A 21,786-nucleotide genomic window follows, 5' to 3' on the forward strand; every position below is an offset into this window, starting at 1 on the left:
ACGCTTAATGCTTATAACTTTAATAGCAAGCACAGTAAGTGTACGGACACTTACGAAAAAATTAATGGAGCAGACCTTTACGGAATGCTCCATTTTTTTAATTTTTACCTTGTTAGGGAGAACCCTAAGACCCCGAAATATATTTTATAAAGGAGAATAAAATGGCAAATAGATTTAGAAATGAAAGAATAGAAATAAAACTAACTAAAGAAGAAAAGGAAGTTTTTGAAAAGAAAATGAAACTTGCTAATTGTAAAACTATGTCCCACTTTCTTAGAAAGTGTGTATTAGAAAAAGAGATTTATGTTGTAGATTTAGAACCATTTAGAAACCTACAATGGCTACTTTCAAATGCAACAAATAATATAAACCAAATTGCAAAAGCTACTAATACAACTGGAATTATTTACAAAAATGAAATCGAATCAATGAATAAACAGATAGAAAAATTATCAAAAGAAATATGGCAGATCCATTCCTTACTTCTTAATAAGTCAAAAGGAAATTATGGTGATTAGTATGGCAATTACAAAAATACATCCTATAAAATCAACTCTAAATTTGGCAATAGACTATATAACTAAGAGTGAAAAAACTGATGAAAAAGTCTTGGTATCTTCATTTAAATGACATCCACCTACTGCTCATATTCAATTTATAAAAAGACGAGAAGATAATGATACTAAAGGTACAGTTTTGGCTAGACATTTAATCCAATCTTTTCTACCAGGAGAGGTTGATCCTATAAAAGCTCACGAAATTGGAATGGAATTATGTAAGAAAATTTTAAAAGAAGATTATGAATTTGTTTTTGCAACTCATATAGATAGAGGGCATATCCACAACCATATAATCTTTAATAATGTTAAATACAAGACTGGCAAATGCTACCAATCTAACAAAAAATCTTACCACAAAATCAGGTATCAAAGTGACGAATTATGTAAAGAAAATAAGCTTACAGTCATTGATGAATACTATGAAGCTTACAAAAGAAAATATAAAACTGCTGGTAAGTCTTGGTACGAATATGACCAAAATAAGAAAGGAAATTCTTGGAAGTCTAAACTGCAATTTGATATAGATAGAATGATTAATAAGTCTAAAACGTGGGAAGAGTTTTTAGAAAATATGAAGTCTCTTGATTATGAAATTAAGTTTTGTAAACACATTGCTTTTCGTCATAAAGATAAGCAAAGATTTACAAGATCGAAGACTATCGGAGAAGATTATACTGAAGAAAAAATCAAAGAAAGAATAGATTTAGCTATCAAAAATAAAGCTAATCCTATTAAAAAACGAGTAGGAAATGTTATTGATATATCTACTAATGAAAAAGCACAATCCTCTAAAGGTTACGAAGTTTGGGCAAGAAAACACAATATCAAAACAATGGCTGATTCAATAATTAAACTTAGAGAACAAGGAATTAATTCAATCACTCAACTAGATGATCTAATCAAAAAATCTGCTGATGATAGACAAGACTTGTTGGATAAAATAAAGAAGATTGAAACTGAAATGAAGAGTTTATCTCAAGATATGGAAAATATAAATACTATAAATAAGTATCGTGAAATCTATAAATACCATAAGAAAAATCCTGAAGACAAGCAATTTGTAGATGAGTATTATAGTGAACTTTCCGTCTACAAAATAGCTGCTAAAGAAATTTTAGAAAACTATAAAAAGCTTCCAAAAACAAAAGAAATACTATCAAATCTCGATAAATTGCAAGAAAAAAAGAACACCCTTATGCAAGAGTATTCTTTAAATAAAGAACAATTTTCTGACCTTGTTCAATATAGGAAAAACTATGAAAATTATTATGGAAAGGAAGTAGAGAGGTAAACCTTCTCTACTTCTATATCTCATCAAGCAAATTATCCAATTCACTTACAAAAGTATCTAGTTTGTCATTTCTTAAATATTCAAAAAATATTTCATAATCATTTGGACTTAGAAAATGAAAAAGATACTTTTCTTTGATTCCAGACGCTTCTAACTTTTCATTTAACAACTTAAAATGTTCTCTTGCCGCTCTATTTTTACCTTTATTTTCAGCAGAATCATCTTTATTATCTTTAATTTCAATAACAACGTAAATATCTTCATCACTTTTTAATTTTAGTATAAAATCAGGATTAAAATTTGCAATTTTTGTATGAGAATTCATTTTATATGAGTACTCTATACTATAAAATCCCATATCTCTTGATTTAATCCAAGCATCTATTTTCTGAGCATTTTTATTATCTGTAAGATATTTTTTTATAAATTTATATTCTGGATCTCTTGTTGATATTACTAGATTTAGGGGTGTTTTAAAATCAAAAAAATTTATTTCATTGCAAGCCTTTCTTGGCAAGTTATCATCTTCTAAAAATTTTTCTATTATTTCCCTCTGTTCTTCATTTGAGATTTCGTCTTTATATCTATCTGAATAAAAAAGCATTGAATCCGTTCTAAATGATAATATTCCTCTTGTTTCATCTCTTATATCATTTGTGTTAACCTCAATAAAATCAGTTGATTTGATAGAATTTATTACAGTTTTACTTCTTGATCTAAATAATGTTGAAAATGCAGTAAATATTTTATTCGCATTTTCTTCTATTAAGATATCTCCTTCTATACCTGCATTTTGCATAGAATTTTTAATAATTTCTTTCAACTTTTCTCTAGGGGGTAAATTATCTTTTGAATAAACTTCATCTCCAAGACCTAGTATTTCCGTTTCCCAGTCTCTTAACCTAAATTCATGGTATATCTTATCTAAAACTTCATCTACAGTTTTAGTTCTCAACTTTATGTCATATTTAATATTGGTATTTTTACCCGTTAATAAATTTTCATATTCTGTTTCTTTTTTTGAGGATAAAATTTGACTTTTAAGTTTTATACCTTGATTCCAAGATTTTTTATAATTTAATTGCTTAGATTCCGTATTAACTTCTTTTTCCTCTTTATCGTACAGCAAATTTTTAACTGAAAAATTATATTTATTCCTATCTCCCTCAAATTTTACAGTACTTATTATTTTCGTTTCTATTTCAAGAACTTCATTAACTAAAGATTTTATATTTTTACTCCAACTATCGTGATTAAATACTATAACTGAAGGTTGAGGAGTAGAATATTCAGGTGGGATTCTAAGACCTCTTCCTAACACTTGAGCAATTAATAGCTTAGAATTAAAGGCTCTATCTTCCCATGGCACAATTTGAAATACATTTTTAACATCCCATCCTTCTGTAAGCATACTAACCGAAATTATCCATTCAAAAGAATTTTCTTTCTCATCTACAAAATCTAACATTTTTAGATTTGCCTTATGCTTTTTATCAGATGTTACTATAAGAACTTTTCTTTCAGCTTTTTCTCTGTTTATTTGTTCAAAATCACATAAAAAATCAATAAAATCTTCATATAGATTCTTTGCACTTCTAATATCCTTTGTAATTAAAATTGAAATGGGCTTAATTTTACTGTATTTTATCTTATTATTTTCATGATTTTTATGAATTTTTTGAAATTTGTATTCTCTATCTCTAGAAACATCATCTTTCTGAACATAATCTATAGATTTTACAACTTTATCATCTATAGCACTTCTTAGCGAATACCTGTATATAACATCATTAAAATATTCGTCATCTATATATGCAGTGCCTGTAAATCCAAGTATATATCTAAAATTATAAGTTTCATTTAAAAGAAATGCTTTCCATTTTTTTATATCTTTTTCGTTTGTTTTATTAAAAATATGGTGAGATTCATCGTTTAAAACAAGTGTATCTTCACCTCCATTTTTAAAACTATCTTTTATAGAAGATCCAGTAGATTCATATACTGCATGTATATTTTCTATACATATATCTCCTTCTATTATTGTTGAATTTGCATTTATTATCCTAGGTAGTATATTTTTGGATTCTTCAGGTATTGCATTCCTTAATTCTGGATTTGAAACTAAATCTTCAAATTTTTCTGTCAACCCTTTTTCAATTGTTAATGAAGGACATAAAACTAATACCCTTTTTACTAGTTTTTCCGATAATAAAATCTGAGCTATTCCATATATAACATATGACTTACCTGTACCTGTGGATAGAAAATCAAACAATTATATCTGGAAGACTAATATTTGATTACTTTATTAAATTATTAACATCATCCTCTATTCAAAATACATTCTCTGCATTGATAATATGTATAATTTTATCGCTATTAAGAATTTCTTCTATTTTTTCACCAATAAATCTAGACTTTATGTTGTAATTTTTTAAGTTTTTTGTAGGAATCTAAGGAAGTTTTTCTCCATCATTTACATAATACCATCTATATCATCAGCATCTTTTGTTAAAACCCTTCTAACTTCCATTTTCATTTATAACATCTCCCTCTTTGGTTAACTTTTCTCTTTTAATGGTTGATAGAAGTGTTCTATATGCCTTTAGAGATTATTAACTAATGCTTCACTACCTCCAATAAAATGGAAGTTTCTGTTGCATTCACCCTTACTAGTCCACCTATTGGAAATGTTGCAAAGGGGAATACGTGTCCAAAATCAACATTAAATACAATAGGTATATTTTTAAGTTGTTTTTTAGTTGATACTATTCTTTGAATTACATTTATATCTATTTTACAACTATCATCAAATCGCCCAAATAATATTCCTTTTACTCCATTAAATTTTAAGATTTGAATTAAAGATTGCAAATTTCTTTCGAACTCGGCAGCGAAATAATTCCCCATAATATTATCATCTTCCAAAAATAATATCTTGTTCTTTAAGTTAGGCATAAATTTTGTTCCTTGCAAAAGATTCAGTGTGCAAAGGTTTCCTCCTATAAGTTCTCCCTCACAACTTCCTTCCTGTATAAGATAGTATTCTTTTGCATCTTTAGATGGTCTTATATTATACTTATCAGAATTCATAAGACATCTTTCAAAATATGAATATGTATAGTCAGTTTCTTTTTCAAAGCCAAAACTTGAGAAATGGGGTCCATGATAAGTAACTAAACCTGTCTTAGAATAAATGGCATTAAGCAAAGCAGTAATATCAGAAAATCCACATATAATTTTGGGATTAGCCTCTATTAAAGAATAATCTATATACTCCAATATTTGATTAACATTAAATCCGCCTATGCAGGTAAGTATAGCCTTAACATTTTTATCTAAAAAGGCTTCGTGTAAATCTTCAACACGAGACTCGATACTTGAAGAGTTCACTTCATCAATTTCACGACTGTTTCGTGAAAAAGTTATTTTAAAACCTTTTTCCGTTAACAATGTTAAAGCCTTATCAAAAGTATCTTGCCTTACTACACTCAAACTTCGAGAAGGAGCTATAACCCTTATCTCATCTCCAATTTTTAATTTATTAGCAATCATTTAAACACTCCTCCTGAATATGTTATATTAAATATTCCAATTCATAACTTCTCATGCACTACTTACAACAATTATACCCAATTGCTCTAACCAATGCATGAATGCTTTCAATAAAAATCCCTGAAACCCTTATGTTAAAACATTTATGCACCCTGTCACTATTATGACACGTTCCTCGGTGGCAAGAAAAAAATGTCCAGATTATTTGATCTGCCCCTTTGAAATTTATTATTTTATTATAAATAAGTTTTCAAGCCAATATTAGTTTAATATAGAATAAAAGATATACATCCCTCTCTACAATATGATATTTATCACTTTCACTTCGATAAATATCTATGTATTCAATCTTATCTTTTACAAGATTATGTGTCAATAATACAGCATATAGACTTACTACTTCTGATAATGTCTCTGCTTATGTTACTTCATCCTTAGAGAATGGGCAATCCAAAATAATCTGTTCTAACACTATAGAAATCCTCAAAATAATCTTTATGAAAGTCCCGAAAACTGCCTTGATCTTATGTTCAATTTTATTACGTAGGGATTCCCCCACTTCATTTGATTTGAATAGAATATTTCCACTTTGAATATATGTCTTTTACTTCATAAAATTCAATTTGATCCAAATACTCGTTTTAAATCTGTCATCTAAATTATATTTTTCCTATCATTCAGAAGTAAAAAAACACCAATTTCATTTTTTTAGTAATGTACTACCATTCAAGTTTTCTAATTGATACAGGTATGCTCCCTCATCAACTATTTTAAAACTATGATTTCTCGATTCTATTTTAAATTTTATATTTAGGCCTCAATTTTCATCCTGTTTTTGAAATAAATATCTTAACCCTTCCTTGTTGCTATCATTATTGTCGTTCCCAATATCATTAATTATAGGCTTATCATTATATATATCATACCCATAAGGCTCAGTAATAAATATACCCTTTCCATTTGAATAAGAAAGTAATTCTGACTGATAGGACTTCGATGTATCAACACGTATCTTTCCACTTAAAGTTGTCTCCTCTCCCTTGGCTATTATATCTTCAATAGAAGCCCTCATCTTTCTAAGATCACTCATAACCCTTCCGCAGAAATCATTTGGAACTTGAACTGTATATTTTAAATAAGGTTCTAATATTTCAGTTCCTGCTTTTCGAAGAGCTTCCCAAAATACATATGGTGTTAAATTCCTAAAGTCAGAGGGGGTACTTACCGGGCTATAGTATAATCCGTAGTCAAAAGTTACCTTTAAGTCTGTAACTTCCCATCCATAAAGCCCTTCTTTACAAGCCTTCTCTACAGCATCTTTTACTGCATTTTGAAATGAATTATTTAAATATCCATAGGACACCTCTGTCTTATATAATAATCCTGACCCTATTGGTAGTGGTTCTATTGACAGTCCAATAGATGCCCAATAAGGATTTGGTGGAACCTCTATATGGATTACTGCTTTAGAGTTTCTCTTAGGTCGTTCTTTATATATTGTTTTCAATTCACCAAATCTAGCATCTATTTTGTATCGGCTTTTAAGTAGTGATTCTATTACTTCCATTTGAATATTTCCAAATAGCTTCAATATGATTTCTCCAGTATCTCCGTTAATTTCACAATCGAGAAATGGGTCTTCTTCAGTTAATTCAAATAGTGCTTCTATCAGTTTGCTTCTTTTGCTTAAATCACAAGGTTTAATTGATGCTCTCAATGCCGGTTGGGCTATCTTTATATCTAAAATCCCGTCATATTTCTTACCAATATAATCACCTATCTTCAGAGAATTAGCATTAGAAATAATAGCAATATCCCCACTATTAACCTGATCTACCTTCACAATTTCACCATTCATAATTGATTCCAGACTTTTTATCTTGAAAGTTTCTTCTGTGCCATTTATATAAACATCTTGACGTGTCCTTATATTCCCACTGAATACTCTTAAGAAAGTCATCTTTCTAGATTTTTCATCCCTATCAATCTTATAAACATACGCTGATAAAAGGTCTTCAGTATTATAGCTCTTGGTAGGAAGATATTTAGTAATGGCAAATAATAGCTCGTCAATTCCAATATTTTTTAAAGCCGAACCATGAAATACAGGATAAAGATTGCAGTTATTAATCTCATCCAAAAATACATCATTATATTCTTTTTCTGCAATGACATCGCCATTTATATATTTTTCTGCTAGATAATCATTTATATCCAGTAACTTCTCTATTATTTGACTTTGAATTACTTTATCATCCCTTACATTTGTCAATTCAAAATCACCTTTATCTTTTATTTTAACTGATTGCATTATTGCAAGATTAGAAGTTAATTTCTCCTGTATTTGAGTGTATATCTCATCCAAACATACTCCCTTTCGATCTATTTTATTCACAAATATAAGTGTTGGTATATTTAATTTCACTAAAGTATTAAAAATCACTTTAGTTTGGACTTGAATTCCTTCTTTTGCTGAAATTACTAAAATAGCTCCATCTAACACTTTCAGAGTTCGCTCAACTTCGGCTATGAAATCCATGTGCCCAGGTGTATCTATGATATTTACCTTTGTATCATTGTAATTAAATGAAACTGTAGACGCCCGTATAGTTATTCCCCTATCTCTTTCAAGTTCCATCGAATCCGTTGTCGTTGTAGCATTATCAACTCTTCCAATTTTATTAATCGCCCCACTTTTATATAATAAACCTTCTGTAACAGTTGTTTTACCTGCATCAACATGTGCTAATATTCCTATATTAATAATTTTCATTTTATACCTCCATAATTATATAAAAAATCCCCTGTGATAAAATACTCTCTTCACAGGGGAACTTATTTTTTATATAACTGCTTAAAGTAAATATGACATATACAATTCGATATAGCATAATCGTGCTATATCTTTAATCTGGTCAATGCCTTATAATACATAAAAATATAAATTTATTATTATGAGAATATTTTTAAATAAAAGTACAATTAACAAGCCATACAAATATTAACTAGTATGGAAAATGTACTTGTTCTATTTTATTAATAGTTATTTAAAAATACTATGCCTCATATGATAAAACTCCTTTAATTAATACTACATATTATAATATTTGTTTTTATTATATTTGTCAAGGAAGATTTGATCCCTTAACGCATTTAACTTGTCATATTACTAATAACTCGTAGAGATTTTTATAGGAATTCATCTTTACATGATATATTCAAATCTTAATTTTCCAGATTAGATGATGTTGACCCTCTGCCCAATAATTCTCTAGGAAATATTCAGGTTCACCAAACCTTTTTCTCCATATTTTCTGTGCATTGGAATATCCACTATCCATACAAAACTCTTTGATTCCTTTACATTGTAATTCTTGAATCATAGCATTCAATAGTAAATTACCTATACCCTGTCCTTGGTAATCTGGTCTTACAAAAACTGTACCTATTTCATAAAGGTTCTTATATTTTCCATGTGTACAACTATTAATTAGGTCACTGGCAGGTCCATATTCTATTGTACCTACTATACAGCCCTCATATAAAAAATTGAGGATGAATACTTTATATCTACGACATCAAAAGAATTACCATTTAAAAGATTATTTACTTTTCTGTCTAAGCCTGCCTCAGTCATCGCAGTAAAGGTTTTTACATTCATTTATCATTCTCCTAAAATTAATAATTTATTAAGTAATCTGTCCCATTTGTTGAACTAGTCTTTTATAAAATGGCTTTTACATTCCCAATTCCACATCTTTCATCATTCAATTCTGTAGCAATTTGATTAATCGCTATCAGGTCAAATGATTACGCATTGTAATAAATTCCCACATCTATATCAGAATCTTCTGTATGGGTGCCTCTTGCACATGAACCCCTAATATAATACCTCTCACGCAAGGCCAAGAAGATAATTTCTCTGTTACCATTTGAATAGCATTGTCTACCATACTAATACATCCCTTTAATATCAAAAGCTATAGTCCCTTTTATTGGTCCACTTACAATTTATCAGTACTAAAAATAAAATAATTATCGTTCCAGCATACCCTTTCATTAACACTTCCAGTGCCTCCAGGCTAGGTATATCAAGAAAATTACTTGGTTCATCCATTAATAATATATTATAACTACCCATAAGCTTTTTGGCCAGCATTAATTTAATAATTTCGCCCCCACTTAAACAGATGGTTTTTTGTTAATATCCCCATCTTTAATTCCCATGGAAGTGAGTAATGAGCGGTTTTTGGAAATATTGTAATCACAATCCTCCTGTATAAATTCCATAACCTTTCGATTATGGTTATATTTATACCCATTTTAGGAAAATTAGCCTACTTCTGCCTTAGGGGATATTGATATACCATCTTCATGGTTTAATATCATTTCGATTAGAGTTGTTTTCCAGTACCATTTTCTCCAGTTAGTGCCACATTTGCCCCGATAGGAATTTGGAAGGAGGCTTTTTTAAATAGCACATTATCCCCAAAGTTCCTATTCCCTTCTTCTCCAATAATAGGGTAGGGATTATGAAGTTCAAATGCCTTGCTCTGTTTAAAACGAATAGCGCTGACGTTTTCTAGAGCTTTTATTTCCCCCAAACCTTCAATTCTCTGCTCAATGGACTTAGCAGCATTATGCAATGTTTCTTGCTTGTTTCCTATAGTTTTCTGATGGAATATTTATTTTACTGGCTTCTACCATTCCCTTCCCTAAAAGGATGTGCAACATTCATTTCTACATATTTTTCAATAATACTATCAAAATCGGACCCTGGCATCTTTTCAATAACTTCCAGGTTAGATTCTAAAAATCCAACAGGAGCAAAACGAAAATTACCTTTTGATAAATTAACTGTCCTTATTTTTCTTGCACAATCAAATACATCTTGAAATATATAATGATGAATTTGTTGCACTCCCTTAAATGTTCCTACTTCAAAGGTATCTATTATTCCGTCATCAAAAAGTTCATAAGCTCTTTTTTGTTAATTCTGTATTTTCCCACATAAATCATACCTCCTTTTCATATAACATATCTCTTGTTCCATATTCCCCCTGTTATTCTATAAACTCTTTTGGGATTATGCCTTCTGAAAATCTTACTCTTTTATGTAAGAAGTTATCAGCTTTTAACTATTAAAATTATCACTAAACCCAAAAGATTTGTTGCACATTTTTCTATATCCACGACGCAGTTTATAAACTACACGCTTCTTTAATTATAATATATTTTCATCTTTTAGTTCTTTTATTGCCTTTTTCACGGCTGTTTTTATTACAAAATATAGGATTATTGCTGGTATTCCTAGGTATAAAGGTAATGAAATAAAAAGTGAAGGTAAAACATTAATCATATGAGTTCACTCCTTTAATTTCAATTAAGTTCGCTTAATACTACATATACGTAATTATTATTATTATTTTAAATGTAATTATACTAACTAATTGTCAACTATTAAAGAACTAATATTCTTGCCCCCTCTCATACATTGCTTACAGCAATCAACTTTAATTACTCTAAGCAATACACAAAATATATTTATTTAAAGTTCCTGAAACCCTTGGTTTCATAACATTAACTGCACCCATCACTATTATGACACGTTCCCCTGTAGCTAAATCTATATTAGCAAATAGTTTATCCTTAATTTGAAGACTTTTTTTATAATCATCAAGCTTTAAATACTTTTTCATTAATTCTGAATTATTTCTATAATTTTCTTCAACTATATCAGCTAATGAATTATACATACCTGAAGCTAAATAAACTACCGCAGATTTTATTGCCTCTTTTTGGTATACTCTATCTCCACATAAAATGTCCAAAAATCTTTCCCACTTATCTAAGTTAAGACATGATCTGTTATAATTTTCATTTACTTTAAGAATCAAATCCTTTTGATTAAATACAATTTTACTTTCCATTCTATTTCTCCTTAGATAAAGATACAGTAACATCATTACCGTAAACATCCGTAAATATAAATACTGTTTTATCTCCCAATAATTTATTTGGTATATGCCACTCTATACTTTCAATTTTATTATCGTTGTAATTTATTTTTGTATCTCTATCTTCCTTTTTGTTGCTTTCTATCTCATTCCAAAATCTTACATCGTCTAATAAAAATTCTTTTCCATTATAATCATAGTTCACAAATATACTTGATAGTGTTAAAAAATTGTCTGATACTATGCCATTAAGTGGATCGCTAATGAATTTTGCAACTTTTAAAATTGCTTCTTTTTTCGTTACTACTAATTCACACTCAACTTCTGGTGTATATATAAATTGAAATCCCTTCATTTCTTCTATATCATTTACATCATCTTTACTTCTTGGCTGTCTAGACTTTGTGAATGGTGTTTTATGAAGTTCTTCTATCATTTCATACGGAACTTTTAGAAAGTAATATCTTGTATCATCTAGTTCTTCATAGTCTGCAATAAAATCCACTCTTGTTGCAGGAGCAACAATATATACTCTACTATATCTCTTAGATTTTATATTCTTGTGAAGTTCATTTATATAATTATAGTCTACAGCCGACTCTTTATGTTCAATATAATTAAAAACTTTTACTGGAAATCCTCTTTTTTCTCCGTCAAATTTTACTCCTGAAGATTTTATTTCTTTAGTATCATATTCAAAAAGTTGAGATACATAATCTTTATATATATCCCTTACCAGCTTTATTGTAGTTCCTAATTCTTACATCCATAGTTTACAAGTTATGAAAGACTTTGCTGGTTTACTATATATTTTTGATTTATCTTCTAAGCTCTTGCTGTCTTGAATCTGTAGAATTCTCTTTTGCTCTGAAGAATTCTCTTTTGCATGGTAAGAAACGATAGCTTTCCTAAATCGCATGTTATCCAACGTCTTCCAAGTTTCTCTGCCACAGCCATACTTGTTCCTGATCCTCCGAAAAAATCCATAATAAGATCTCCTTCGTTGGTGGAAGCTTTTATTATTCGTGATAATAATTCTTCTGGCTTTTGAGTTGGATATTTCCCAGAAATAACCTCTGGTGTATATATAAATTGAAATCCCTTCATTTCTTCTATATCATTTACATCATCTTTACTTCTTGGCTGTCTAGACTTTGTGAATGGTGTTTTATGAAGTTCTTCTATCATTTCATACGGAACTTTTAGAAAGTAATATCTTGTATCATCTAGTTCTTCATAGTCTGCAATAAAATCCACTCTTGTTGCAGGAGCAACAATATATACTCTACTATATCTCTTAGATTTTATATTCTTGTGAAGTTCATTTATATAATTATAGTCTACAGCCGACTCTTTATGTTCAATATAATTCTAAACTTTTACTGGAAATCCTCTTTTTTCTCCGTCAAATTTTACTCCTGAAGATTTTATTTCTTTAGTATCATATTCAAAAAGTTGAGATACATAATCTTTATATTTATCCCATTCAAGATTTAATGTAGTTCCTAAATCATACATTCCAAGTTTACAAGTTATGAAAGACTTTGCTGGTTTACTATATATTTTTGATTTATCTTCTAAGCTCTTGCTGTCTTGAATCTGTAGAATTCTCTTTTGCTCTGTAGAATTCTCTTTTGCATGGTAAGAAAAGCTAGTTTCCCTAAATCGCATGTTATCCAACGTCTTCCAAGTTTCTCTGCCACAGCCATACTTGTTCCTGATCCTCCGAAAAAATCCATAATAAGATCTCCTTCGTTGGTGGAAGCTTTTATTATTCGTGATAATAATTCTTCTGGCTTTTGAGTTGGATATCCTGTTATCTCTTTTGATGTTGCAGCTTGTTGAAAAGACATTATATCATCCCAAACATCATTTATAGCAATACCTTTCAATTCATCTAAATATTGTCTCTCACCGTTACTTCTATCATCTCTATACTTTCTCCCATTATCATCTATTTTTTTAAATCGTGCCAAATACTCTTTTTTATAATCTAAAATATATTGTTTATTGAATATGGGATTGTCTGATTTTGAATAGTATAAAATTACGTCATGACCTCTAATCCAGTTTTCTGCTTTTGTTTTATATCCTGAAGATGTTTTTGTAAACCATATTATTTGTCTTTTATAATTATTTTTGCCGAAAATTTCATCCATAATAGTTTTTATATAATCAACCATCTTTTCATCCAAATGAACATATATTGAACCATCATCAGATAGTATTTCCTTGGCTAAAATAAGTCTCCTTCTTATAAATTCAAGAAACTCAGACCCTTTTTTCTTATCACTATAAGCTTTTGCTCCTTCTTTATTTTCAAATTCATCTTGTGTAGCAAAAGGTGGATCTATATAAATAAGTTTTACTTTTCCTTTAACTTTGTCTTTTATTAACGGATCTTTATTTTCGTTTATTGTTTTTAAAAACTGAAGATTATCTCCAAATACTATCATATTCCTCCATCCATCTTCAAAAGCTGGATGTTCATCACCATTAAATATGCGATCTATTTGTAGTGGTACAGGGAATGTTCCATCTTCACCAGCAAGGATATCTTCTTTTCTCATTTTCCCTGCATATGTTAATTCATATTCTTCTTGAAGATTTGGAAATAGCATATATTTATAATCTTCTGGTATTTGCTCTCCATTTTCTATAAGGTTTATTATATATTTCTTTTCTATTTCATTTAATCTATTCATTTAATTCACCTATATTATTTTTACACTTTCTCGAATTTAATATATACTTTATTGTATCATGAATTATTGTTCATTTTCAATGCCTCGCTTCATTGTAATAAAAAACCAAAAAAATAAAGGCAGTCCGAAGACTGCCGATATTTATCTTTCTGCACCTTTGCTATGGTCTTTCTTAGTTGACTTAGTTTTGTCATCTATCTTAAAGCTTTTTATTTGCCCTAATATGGACTTTTTATCCTTGTCTTGACTCTTTACTTGTTCTTTTGCTTTTAAGAGCTTAGAAGACAAAATACGAACATTTTTATGTTCCTTTCCGTTGTTATCAATGCTTGTTTTTACTTGTCCGAAGATTTTAACAAAATCGCCTTGTTTAAGGTTCTCTAAATCTTTTGTCTTATCTCCATAGGCTGAACAATTGGTATAAACTTTATTTCCATTGTCATCTTTTGAAACAATTGAAAAATTACTTACTTTGAACTTTTCTCCATTAGCGTTTTCTCTTTCAAGATTTTCTACTTGACCTGATATATTACCCACGAGATTTATAAGATTATCTTTTTCTTCAAGTTCATTGGTATTTTCAACAATCTTACCTTGTTCTTTCATATCATCAATCATATAATCAAAGTCATCGCTTAGTAGACCTGTTGTATCATTGTTCATATATAAAACATAGACTTCTTCAAGTGCCTTTTCATCATTAACACCCTTTTCTATACTCACAAGTGCTTTTATAAAATCTTTGTAATTATCATTAATCATTTCTTCTAAGTTTTCTCTAATATCTTTGTATTCCATATTTTCCTCCTTGTAATGAATAAGGAGAGCCTTTCGCTCTCCTCTATCGTTCTTGTCCTTTTTCACTTTTTTCTTGGTTTTTATCTTTTTCTTCTTCTGATTTGAATTTTGATATTTGTCCTAATATTGATGGCTTCTCTTCCCTTGCGTTAAGATTATCTTCTACATCATAAGTTGATTCAAAGTAATCACTATCTTTAAAATCATTGTCATACCTATCTGGTATCCCGTCATTATCAAGATCTTTTGCAAGTGGATCATAGAAGTTTCCATCATCATCTATTTCTAAGCCTAAAGCTTGTTTCAAATCTTCTTCATCTACTGATACCAGATCATCAAAACTTGACATCTTTATGGCTTCAGTCATATCTTTAAGAGCTTGTGAATTAGATATATCTTCATCTACAAAAGATTCTGTTCTAATAGCTACATCATCTACATACTGAGTCCATGTTTTTTCTTCCAAATTTACCTCATATTGAATAGAGTGCTTACCATCTGGTGTCTCTGTATAGGCAAGTCCTATATGGCTTAAATCGGGATATAGTTTGTCAAAGTCTTCATAGCTATTAGATTCTGAAAACTCATAGTTAGAATAATCAACTATCGCCCTCTTTAAATCTTCTAATAGTGGTGATTGGTTTTCTAACTCTTCTACTTCTCCCATATCTAAAAGTTTATTAATCTCAGCTAATCTTAGCGTCTTATCCCTTAACTCATCTGCTTTTTCAAATGGTTTTGTCAATTCTACTTTGGCATTTTCTAAAGATTCTTTATAGTTTTCAAGGTTTTGATTTAATCTTTCAAGTTTTGAAGGCATTTTTTCAATGGCATTATCAAGCCTTGTTATATTACCATCAGTAGAGTTTGAAAACTCTCCAAAGTATTCTGCTTTTCCTAGAAGTTTAAAAGTGTGAGTGTTAGTCATAAAGTTATATGAAACTTGTAAGTCTAAATTTCTATATTTACCAATAACCTTGCTATCATTTATCTTTACCTTTTTTATTTCTTCTAATAGCTTCTCTCCAGCTTCTTTCTTATCTAAAATTTTATTTGTCCCAAGACTGATTGAAGTGAATTTGCTATCTCCTTCTCCTAATTTCTCAACATTTGCAATATCTTCTTTAACTGCTTGTATTTCCATTTCAGTTTTTAAAATACTTTGAGGATAAATTTTATTTACCTTATCTTCAAGCTTATATTTATTAGACTTGTAGTTTGCTTCCAGCATTTTTAGCTTTGTAACTTTGTTATCTAAATCCATTTTTTCTTTAATTAGAGGATTACCAGTAGCTAAAGCCTTAATTTCTGAATAAGATAGACTTGCTTCATCAACATCTTCTGCAACACGCACAGGTGTCTTGCTTGTCATAATTTGAGAAATGAATTTCTGCTTATTCTCTATTGTCTGGTCGAGTAGGTCGGGGATATTACTATCCCTTTCCCCTCTAAGAACCGTGCATGAGAGTTTCCCCTCACACGGCTCAAGTTTTTATAAGCCCTAATTAAAGAGCCAGCGTGTTTTCTTCATCATCTATATGCAATTTTCTATGACACCAAGGGTGTACTAAAGTTTTAAGAGTAATATTATTTTGAATTGTTTGATGTACTCTAAAGTCTGTATCAATAGTTATTTTCTCTCCACAAACAGGGCATATTCCATTTTGCGTTTTATACAGTCTATTTATAACTGTACGTCCTTTAAGTTCGTTTCGTATTTTTAACTCTTCTCTTTCTTCAAAGTATATTTGCCAATTTTCATCAAATGGATTTGCTTCAGCTTGTATTTTGGTAAATCTTTTAATATCAGTGTCTGTAGCATATTTAAGACGAAGATAGTATTTCTCGCCATTTTCCATTCTGTCGCCAGTTGCTACACTGAAAGTCCAGGTTCTATTTCCAATGGTATGGAAGTATTTCTTAGCTATCCATTTTCTACCTTTCTTTGGGTGTCTACGAACGCACCAGGTCCACAAGCTTTTATATATTTCATAACAACTCTTCCAAAGGTTTTAGATGAAACATTATATTTCTGATAGTTTACCCAACCTATAATGATTGGATTTAATTTTCTAATCAAAATTTCTTGTTTCATTGACGGATTATCTTTTATGATTCGTCTGATTTTATCGACAATAGCCTTAAAGTTCTTATCAGATGGTTTTGTAAGCAACTTATCTTTATACATCCTAATATTAACTCCAAGAAAATCAAAACCGTCATTTATGTGTGTTATGAGTGTCTTTTCCTCTGATAATTCTAAACCTCTTTCAGCCAAGAATTTTACAATGATTGGCTTTACACCATTTTCAAGTAATTCTGCACTTTCCCCTGTAACGATGAAATCATCTGCATATCTAACAAAGTTAACCTTTGGGAAATATGTTTTCTTATTTACTGTTCTTCTATGGTATTTCTCTTTGATTGCTTTTTCTAAACCATCTAATACCATATTGGAAATAATAGGTGATATTGGAGAGCCTTGGGGACTTCCTGTTTCTGTTGGAAATAGTTTTTGTTTTTCTATATATCCACACTCAAGCCAAAGTTTTAATAATTTCTTGTTCATTGGGATATTATTTAATATCCATTCATGACTTATATTATCAAAACAACCTTTTATATCTCCCTCAAGTACCCATTTTGCAGATTTCTTTTTATTAAGTGATGTAAAACACTGCTCGATAGCATCTTGTGTACATCTTTTTGCCCTAAATCCATAAGAATTAGGGTCAGCAGTAGTTTCTGCTATGGGTTCAAGTGCAAATTTATATAGGGTTTGCATTGCTCTATCTGTCATTGTAGGAATGCTGAGAGGTCTTTTCTTGCCATTTTTCTTTGGTATATACACTCTTTTAAGAGGCTTAGGTTTATATCCTCTTAAATTTAACTTTTCTATCGCCTTATACTTTGCCTGTGGTGTTAGCCATAATTCGCCATCTACACCACTTGTTTTCTTGCCTTGATTTTCAGTTACCCTCTTAATAGCCAAGGCTTTTGCATAAAATGAAGTTGTGAGTAAATGTTGTAAAGATTTTACCTTTCCATATTTACTCATTTTCCACGCTTTCACAATACGCATTTGTAGTTTTTTAACATAGCTTTCTGCTAGAGAAAAATCTATACTTTCCCAGTTTTTAGCTCTGTTAGTAGTAGCACACATTTTACTGTTCATTTGCTTTCTCCTTTCAAAAATTCTACAAGTTCTCTTGTGATTAAAAACCAAATGGAAGTCTGCACTCTTTCAAGTTAGGGCAAATTTTGAACCCCTATCCATCTCATTACAAGATGGCATTCGCTTTTTCCATTCTCCTTTACCTGCACCATTATCAGCATTTCTTACGATTTGCCTTGCCTTATGGCAATAGTACAGGCTTACCATGTTTCACTTAATTAACATTGATAACTTAGGCTCTACCTCTCTGCCGGTAGTCTTTTTGTCCGTGTAATCCCACTGTGGAAAGAATTATCCGACTACACACCATTTTGTTCAGGCTTATCAGCAACTTTAGCCTGTTCGCCTTAACGACATTTATCAGTAGTTCACATATGTTAGCCATATTATCAAGCCTCGCTCCCTAACCACCTTGTTGCTAGCAGTTTCGGTATTCCCTCACGGTTTTACCTCAAGTAGGGCTACTTTAATATCGGCTTACCACACCTAAGTGCAGTCGATACTCGGCTCAACTAACGGAACAGTTGGTTTGGTCATTTTGCCAAACAGTTAAATTAAGCGACTTCATGTCGCACCCACAAATAGGCATCAAAGGTATTTTCTGTTACATATCTAAAGATATTTACCTTATCATTTTCATTACCTTGACGAACAATTCTACCACTTCTTTGCTCTAGGTCAGACGGTCTCCATGGGACGTCTAAATCGTGTAAGGCTATTAATTTATTTTGTACATTTGTACCTGCTCCCATTTTTTGAGTAGATCCTAATAATACTCTTACTTCTCCTCTTCTTACCTTAGAGAACAATTCATCTTTTTGTTTGTCTGTATCTGCTTCGTGGATAAAGGCTATTTCATCTTTTGGTATTCCCATATTCACTAGCTTGTTTCTAATATCATCATAGATATTAAATTCACCATCTCCTTTTGGTGTAGACATATCTGAAAATACTAACTGGGTTGATGAGCTTTCTTTTGTCTTATCCCAGATTGAAAAGATATTTTTAACGCATACATTTACCTTTGAATTAGGATCATCTGGAAGTAGTGGGTTTATTAATCTTTGGTCTAGGGCAAGTTTTTTACCATCATTTGTAATCTTTAGCATATTATCTTCTGTTGGTTCTACTTGGTTATTTCTAACTGCGTCCGCTCTTTCTGAAATAGCTTCTAATATTTCTTTTTGTTCCTCAGTAGGTTTTGTTTTAATAACTTCAAAATTTGCTTCTGGCACTGGCAAATTTAACATATCTGAAGTCTTTATATCTGCTACTTCTTTAAACATGCTCATCAACTCTGGCAAGTTATAAAACTTTGAAAATCTTGTCTTTTGCCTATATCCAGTGCCTTCTGGAGATAATTCAAAGGTGTTTTCTGTTTCTCCAAAAGTAGAAGCCCAAGCGTCAAAATGTTCTAATCCTCTTGCCTTTAAATCGTCATACTGAAGGTATCTTTGCATGGTATAAAGCTCTGTCATTGAATTTGATATTGGTGTACCAGTAGCAAATACAACTCCCTTTCCATCTGTCATTTCATCCATATACCTACATTTCATATACATATCCGAAGACTTAAAGGCTTCACTCTGACCAATACCCGCAACATTTCTCATCTTGGTATGCAAGAATAAATTTTTGTAATTATGAGCTTCGTCTATAAATAACTTATCTACTCCTAGTTCTTCAAAGGTTATTACATCATCTTTTTTAAAGTCATCATTTAGTTTTTCAAGTCTTACCAAGAGTTTCTTCTTTGTCTTTTCCAGTTGTTTTACAGTGAAATTTTCCCCTCTATTTCTTTTATTCTCGTCAATAAAGGAAACTATATCATCTATTTGGTCTTGTATATGCCTTACCTGGTATTCCTTGGACATTGGTATTTTTTCAAATTGAGAGTGTCCTATGATGACTGCGTCATATTCTCCAGTTGCAATCCTACCAATAAATCTTTTTCTATTTTTAGGTTGGAAGTCTTTTTTATCGGCCACCATAATGTTGGCTGACGGATATAATTGCATAAACTCTCTACCAATTTGAGTAGTTAAATGGTTAGGAACTACAAATAATGACTTACTTGCAAGTCCTAACTTTTTAGATTCCATAGCAGAAGCTACCATTTCAAAAGTTTTTCCTGCTCCCACAACATGGGCAAGTAGTGTATTTCCACCATAAAGAGTCCTTGCTATGGCATTTTTTTGATGTTCTCGTAGTCTGATTTCAGTATTCATTCCATCAAAAGTTAAGTTAGAGCCATCAAATTCTCTATTTCTAATTGAATTGAATTTTTCATTATAAATCTTTTCTAGCCTATATCTTCTACCAGGATCTTCAAATATCCAATTCTTAAATTCTTCTTTAATCAGTTCTTGCTTTTGACTTGCAAGCATAGTTTCTTTTTTATTCAATACAGAAGTCTTAGACCCATCATCATTTATTACTTGGTCAAATACCTTTGTATCTTTTAGATTAAGGGCATTTTCAATTAGCTTATAGGCATTCACTCTACTTGTACCATAAGTCATATTAGCAAGGTCATTAGTCGAGTCAACACTTTTACCTTCAATGTTCCATTCACTTGTGTGTGGTGAGAACCTAACATTTATATTCCACCTATCATAACCTGGTGTTTTTAAAAGATTAAAAGTAAAGTCTTCTATATCTTTTTGAGGTATCCATGTTGCTCCTAGCCTTACATTTATATCAGAAGCAGTGAGTTCTTCAGGCATAACTTCTTGTAATTTTTCTCTTTGATATTTAAGTTTGCCTAACTCGTTCAATAATGTGTCTTTCTTTTCAGAAGGTGCTAAATCTATTACATTTTCAATTTCTCCGATATATGAATTGAGGTAGCCAATTTTTTCTCTGATATTACCACTTAAATATTCATCAGCCGATACATATGAAAAATGAAATGGATCGTCATTGTCAAAGTTCTCAAAGGGCATTCTGTTATTTATTAGGTCTGTGTCCTTAATATCTAAAAATATCTCGCCCTCAAGTTCACCAATTAAGGTGTCCCTATCTTTATTAGTGATAGATTCCATATATTCAAAGTCTACATATCCTTTTTGTGAAACTGATAAGACTAAGGCTTCAAGGGAAGTATCTACATGGTCTACTACTTTTGCCTTTGTTATTGTTCTTTTTGAAAATATATCACTCTTAGCTTTGAAATTATCCTCATCATCAAGTATTTCTATTGATGATACTAAAGGAAAGTTTGAGTCTTCCTTTAAGGCTCTGGTGTTTGATAGGGAGTTAATAAAGCCATGTTTCTTTGAAAAGTTATCATAGACTTCATTTAACTTTGCTTGTGATTCTTTTATTTCTTCATCAGAAAAATCGTCCTTTTGTTTTTCTATTACATCTTTTAAAGCATTCATTACATCAAGGTAATCTTTTATCTTTTCTTTATTTTTATCTGATATATTCTGCTTAATTAAGACTGAGTTTTCTCTTAGGTAGACTTCTTCGTCAATAATAGTATAAGAAAAATTTTTAACATCATCTGTTGCTGGAAGACTTAATTCTTCATCTTCCAATAGTTCGACCTCTTCATATTTTGAATTTGAAGATATTTCCTTACTTGCAAGATCCATTAAATCTTTTAGATTTTCGTCTTCTCTTTCATCACAAGTAATTGTATTTCCAAATCTTCCAGATACTTCTTTCATATCCCCTAATACCATTTGAGGATTATCTACAAAATATTTGTTGTAAGTCAAACCCTTTTTATCAGTTGCTA

At 30.4% G+C, this 21,786-nt stretch carries 20 protein-coding genes and 2 pseudogenes; 2 read left to right on the forward strand and 20 right to left on the reverse strand.

What is annotated here, in order from left to right; translation table 11 throughout:
• Positions 1–161: 161 nt before the first annotated feature.
• Positions 162–518, forward strand: coding sequence for a plasmid mobilization protein (locus tag BN2667_RS05000; protein ID WP_054252247.1), 357 nt, complete (start codon positions 162–164; stop codon positions 516–518).
• 1 nt (position 519) lies between these two features.
• A pseudogene (locus BN2667_RS05005) lies at positions 520–1,851 on the forward strand (relaxase/mobilization nuclease domain-containing protein).
• A gap of 13 nt (positions 1,852–1,864) precedes the next feature.
• Here BN2667_RS05005 and BN2667_RS05010 read toward each other — a convergent pair.
• The 20 genes and pseudogenes from BN2667_RS05010 to BN2667_RS09660 all read right to left on the reverse strand — a co-directional run.
• A complete protein-coding gene (locus BN2667_RS05010) occupies positions 1,865–4,126 on the reverse strand; it encodes a DEAD/DEAH box helicase (protein WP_013668689.1) in 2,262 nt (753 codons plus the stop codon).
• A gap of 344 nt (positions 4,127–4,470) precedes the next feature.
• Entirely contained in the window at positions 4,471–5,406 is a 936-nt protein-coding gene (locus BN2667_RS05015) for a S66 peptidase family protein (RefSeq protein ID WP_013669676.1), read from the reverse strand.
• A gap of 418 nt (positions 5,407–5,824) precedes the next feature.
• Positions 5,825–5,965: a hypothetical protein gene (locus BN2667_RS09510; RefSeq protein ID WP_236879656.1), complete on the reverse strand. Its 141-nt coding sequence runs from the start codon at positions 5,963–5,965 to the stop codon at positions 5,825–5,827.
• A 258-nt stretch (positions 5,966–6,223) separates the two neighbouring features.
• Positions 6,224–8,179, reverse strand: coding sequence for a tetracycline resistance ribosomal protection protein Tet(T) (gene tet(T), locus BN2667_RS05020; RefSeq protein WP_054252248.1), 1,956 nt, complete (start codon positions 8,177–8,179; stop codon positions 6,224–6,226).
• A 445-nt stretch (positions 8,180–8,624) separates the two neighbouring features.
• Positions 8,625–8,963 carry a GNAT family N-acetyltransferase gene (locus BN2667_RS09605; RefSeq protein ID WP_111829051.1) on the reverse strand — a complete coding sequence of 113 codons (339 nt, stop codon included), beginning with the start codon at positions 8,961–8,963 and terminating at the stop codon, positions 8,625–8,627.
• Positions 8,933–9,067, reverse strand: a complete 135-nt coding sequence (locus BN2667_RS09555; RefSeq protein ID WP_258451868.1) for a hypothetical protein — start codon at positions 9,065–9,067, stop codon at positions 8,933–8,935. The genes BN2667_RS09605 and BN2667_RS09555 overlap by 31 nt, the downstream gene beginning before the upstream one ends.
• Positions 9,068–9,216: 149 nt before the next feature.
• Positions 9,217–9,315, reverse strand: a complete 99-nt coding sequence (locus BN2667_RS09170) for a nucleotidyltransferase domain-containing protein (protein WP_439096147.1) — start codon at positions 9,313–9,315, stop codon at positions 9,217–9,219.
• Between the two features lie 485 nt (positions 9,316–9,800).
• Positions 9,801–10,052, reverse strand: coding sequence for a hypothetical protein (locus BN2667_RS09650; RefSeq protein ID WP_051403570.1), 252 nt, complete (start codon positions 10,050–10,052; stop codon positions 9,801–9,803).
• A gap of 44 nt (positions 10,053–10,096) precedes the next feature.
• Positions 10,097–10,327 carry a Fic family protein gene (locus BN2667_RS05035; protein ID WP_425329677.1) on the reverse strand — a complete coding sequence of 77 codons (231 nt, stop codon included), beginning with the start codon at positions 10,325–10,327 and terminating at the stop codon, positions 10,097–10,099.
• A gap of 303 nt (positions 10,328–10,630) precedes the next feature.
• Positions 10,631–10,765: a hypothetical protein gene (locus tag BN2667_RS09560; RefSeq protein WP_255371036.1), complete on the reverse strand. Its 135-nt coding sequence runs from the start codon at positions 10,763–10,765 to the stop codon at positions 10,631–10,633.
• A gap of 163 nt (positions 10,766–10,928) precedes the next feature.
• Complete coding sequence (locus BN2667_RS09455) at positions 10,929–11,336, reverse strand: hypothetical protein (RefSeq protein ID WP_039121406.1); 408 nt, start codon at positions 11,334–11,336, stop codon at positions 10,929–10,931.
• 1 nt (position 11,337) lies between these two features.
• Positions 11,338–11,868, reverse strand: a complete 531-nt coding sequence (locus BN2667_RS05045; protein WP_054252249.1) for a hypothetical protein — start codon at positions 11,866–11,868, stop codon at positions 11,338–11,340.
• A gap of 320 nt (positions 11,869–12,188) precedes the next feature.
• Positions 12,189–12,620 carry a DNA methyltransferase gene (locus tag BN2667_RS05050; RefSeq protein ID WP_054252250.1) on the reverse strand — a complete coding sequence of 144 codons (432 nt, stop codon included), beginning with the start codon at positions 12,618–12,620 and terminating at the stop codon, positions 12,189–12,191.
• 114 nt (positions 12,621–12,734) lie between these two features.
• Complete coding sequence (locus tag BN2667_RS09345) at positions 12,735–12,881, reverse strand: hypothetical protein (RefSeq protein WP_156191365.1); 147 nt, start codon at positions 12,879–12,881, stop codon at positions 12,735–12,737.
• Positions 12,882–12,940: 59 nt separating this feature from the next.
• Entirely contained in the window at positions 12,941–14,068 is a 1,128-nt protein-coding gene (locus BN2667_RS05055) for a DNA methyltransferase (protein WP_054252251.1), read from the reverse strand.
• A gap of 141 nt (positions 14,069–14,209) precedes the next feature.
• A complete protein-coding gene (locus tag BN2667_RS05060; protein ID WP_013670042.1) occupies positions 14,210–14,866 on the reverse strand; it encodes a hypothetical protein in 657 nt (218 codons plus the stop codon).
• Positions 14,867–14,909: 43 nt separating this feature from the next.
• Positions 14,910–16,238: a hypothetical protein gene (locus BN2667_RS05065; RefSeq protein WP_054252252.1), complete on the reverse strand. Its 1,329-nt coding sequence runs from the start codon at positions 16,236–16,238 to the stop codon at positions 14,910–14,912.
• Between the two features lie 133 nt (positions 16,239–16,371).
• Positions 16,372–16,725 (reverse strand): hypothetical protein, encoded by a 354-nt coding sequence (locus BN2667_RS09655; RefSeq protein WP_461786642.1) that lies wholly within the window; start codon positions 16,723–16,725, stop codon positions 16,372–16,374.
• A 65-nt stretch (positions 16,726–16,790) separates the two neighbouring features.
• Positions 16,791–18,041: a group II intron reverse transcriptase/maturase gene (ltrA, locus tag BN2667_RS05070; RefSeq protein ID WP_461786643.1), complete on the reverse strand. Its 1,251-nt coding sequence runs from the start codon at positions 18,039–18,041 to the stop codon at positions 16,791–16,793.
• 575 nt (positions 18,042–18,616) lie between these two features.
• Positions 18,617–20,941: pseudogene (locus tag BN2667_RS09660) on the reverse strand (DEAD/DEAH box helicase family protein); the annotation flags it as partial.
• Positions 20,942–21,786: the final 845 nt, after the last annotated feature.

The sequence above is a fragment of the Neofamilia massiliensis genome (genome assembly GCF_001299475.1).
GTDB lineage: Bacteria > Bacillota > Clostridia > Tissierellales > Peptoniphilaceae > Neofamilia > Neofamilia massiliensis.

Excerpts from the sequence above, each read along its gene's own strand:
- BN2667_RS05000 (WP_054252247.1), top strand. The coding sequence starts at position 162 with ATGGCAAATAGATTTAGAAATGAAAGAATAGAAATAAAACTAACTAAA.
- BN2667_RS05015 (WP_013669676.1), bottom strand. The coding sequence starts at position 5,406 with ATGATTGCTAATAAATTAAAAATTGGAGATGAGATAAGGGTTATAGCT.
- BN2667_RS09555 (WP_258451868.1), bottom strand. The coding sequence starts at position 9,067 with ATGAATGTAAAAACCTTTACTGCGATGACTGAGGCAGGCTTAGACAGA.
- BN2667_RS09560 (WP_255371036.1), bottom strand. The coding sequence starts at position 10,765 with ATGATTAATGTTTTACCTTCACTTTTTATTTCATTACCTTTATACCTA.
- BN2667_RS09455 (WP_039121406.1), bottom strand. The coding sequence starts at position 11,336 with ATGGAAAGTAAAATTGTATTTAATCAAAAGGATTTGATTCTTAAAGTA.
- BN2667_RS09345 (WP_156191365.1), bottom strand. The coding sequence starts at position 12,881 with ATGTATGATTTAGGAACTACATTAAATCTTGAATGGGATAAATATAAA.
- BN2667_RS05055 (WP_054252251.1), bottom strand. The coding sequence starts at position 14,068 with ATGAATAGATTAAATGAAATAGAAAAGAAATATATAATAAACCTTATA.
- BN2667_RS05060 (WP_013670042.1), bottom strand. The coding sequence starts at position 14,866 with ATGGAATACAAAGATATTAGAGAAAACTTAGAAGAAATGATTAATGAT.
- BN2667_RS05065 (WP_054252252.1), bottom strand. The coding sequence starts at position 16,238 with ATGACAAGCAAGACACCTGTGCGTGTTGCAGAAGATGTTGATGAAGCA.
- BN2667_RS09655 (WP_461786642.1), bottom strand. The coding sequence starts at position 16,725 with ATGGAAAATGGCGAGAAATACTATCTTCGTCTTAAATATGCTACAGAC.
- ltrA (WP_461786643.1), bottom strand. The coding sequence starts at position 18,041 with ATGAACAGTAAAATGTGTGCTACTACTAACAGAGCTAAAAACTGGGAA.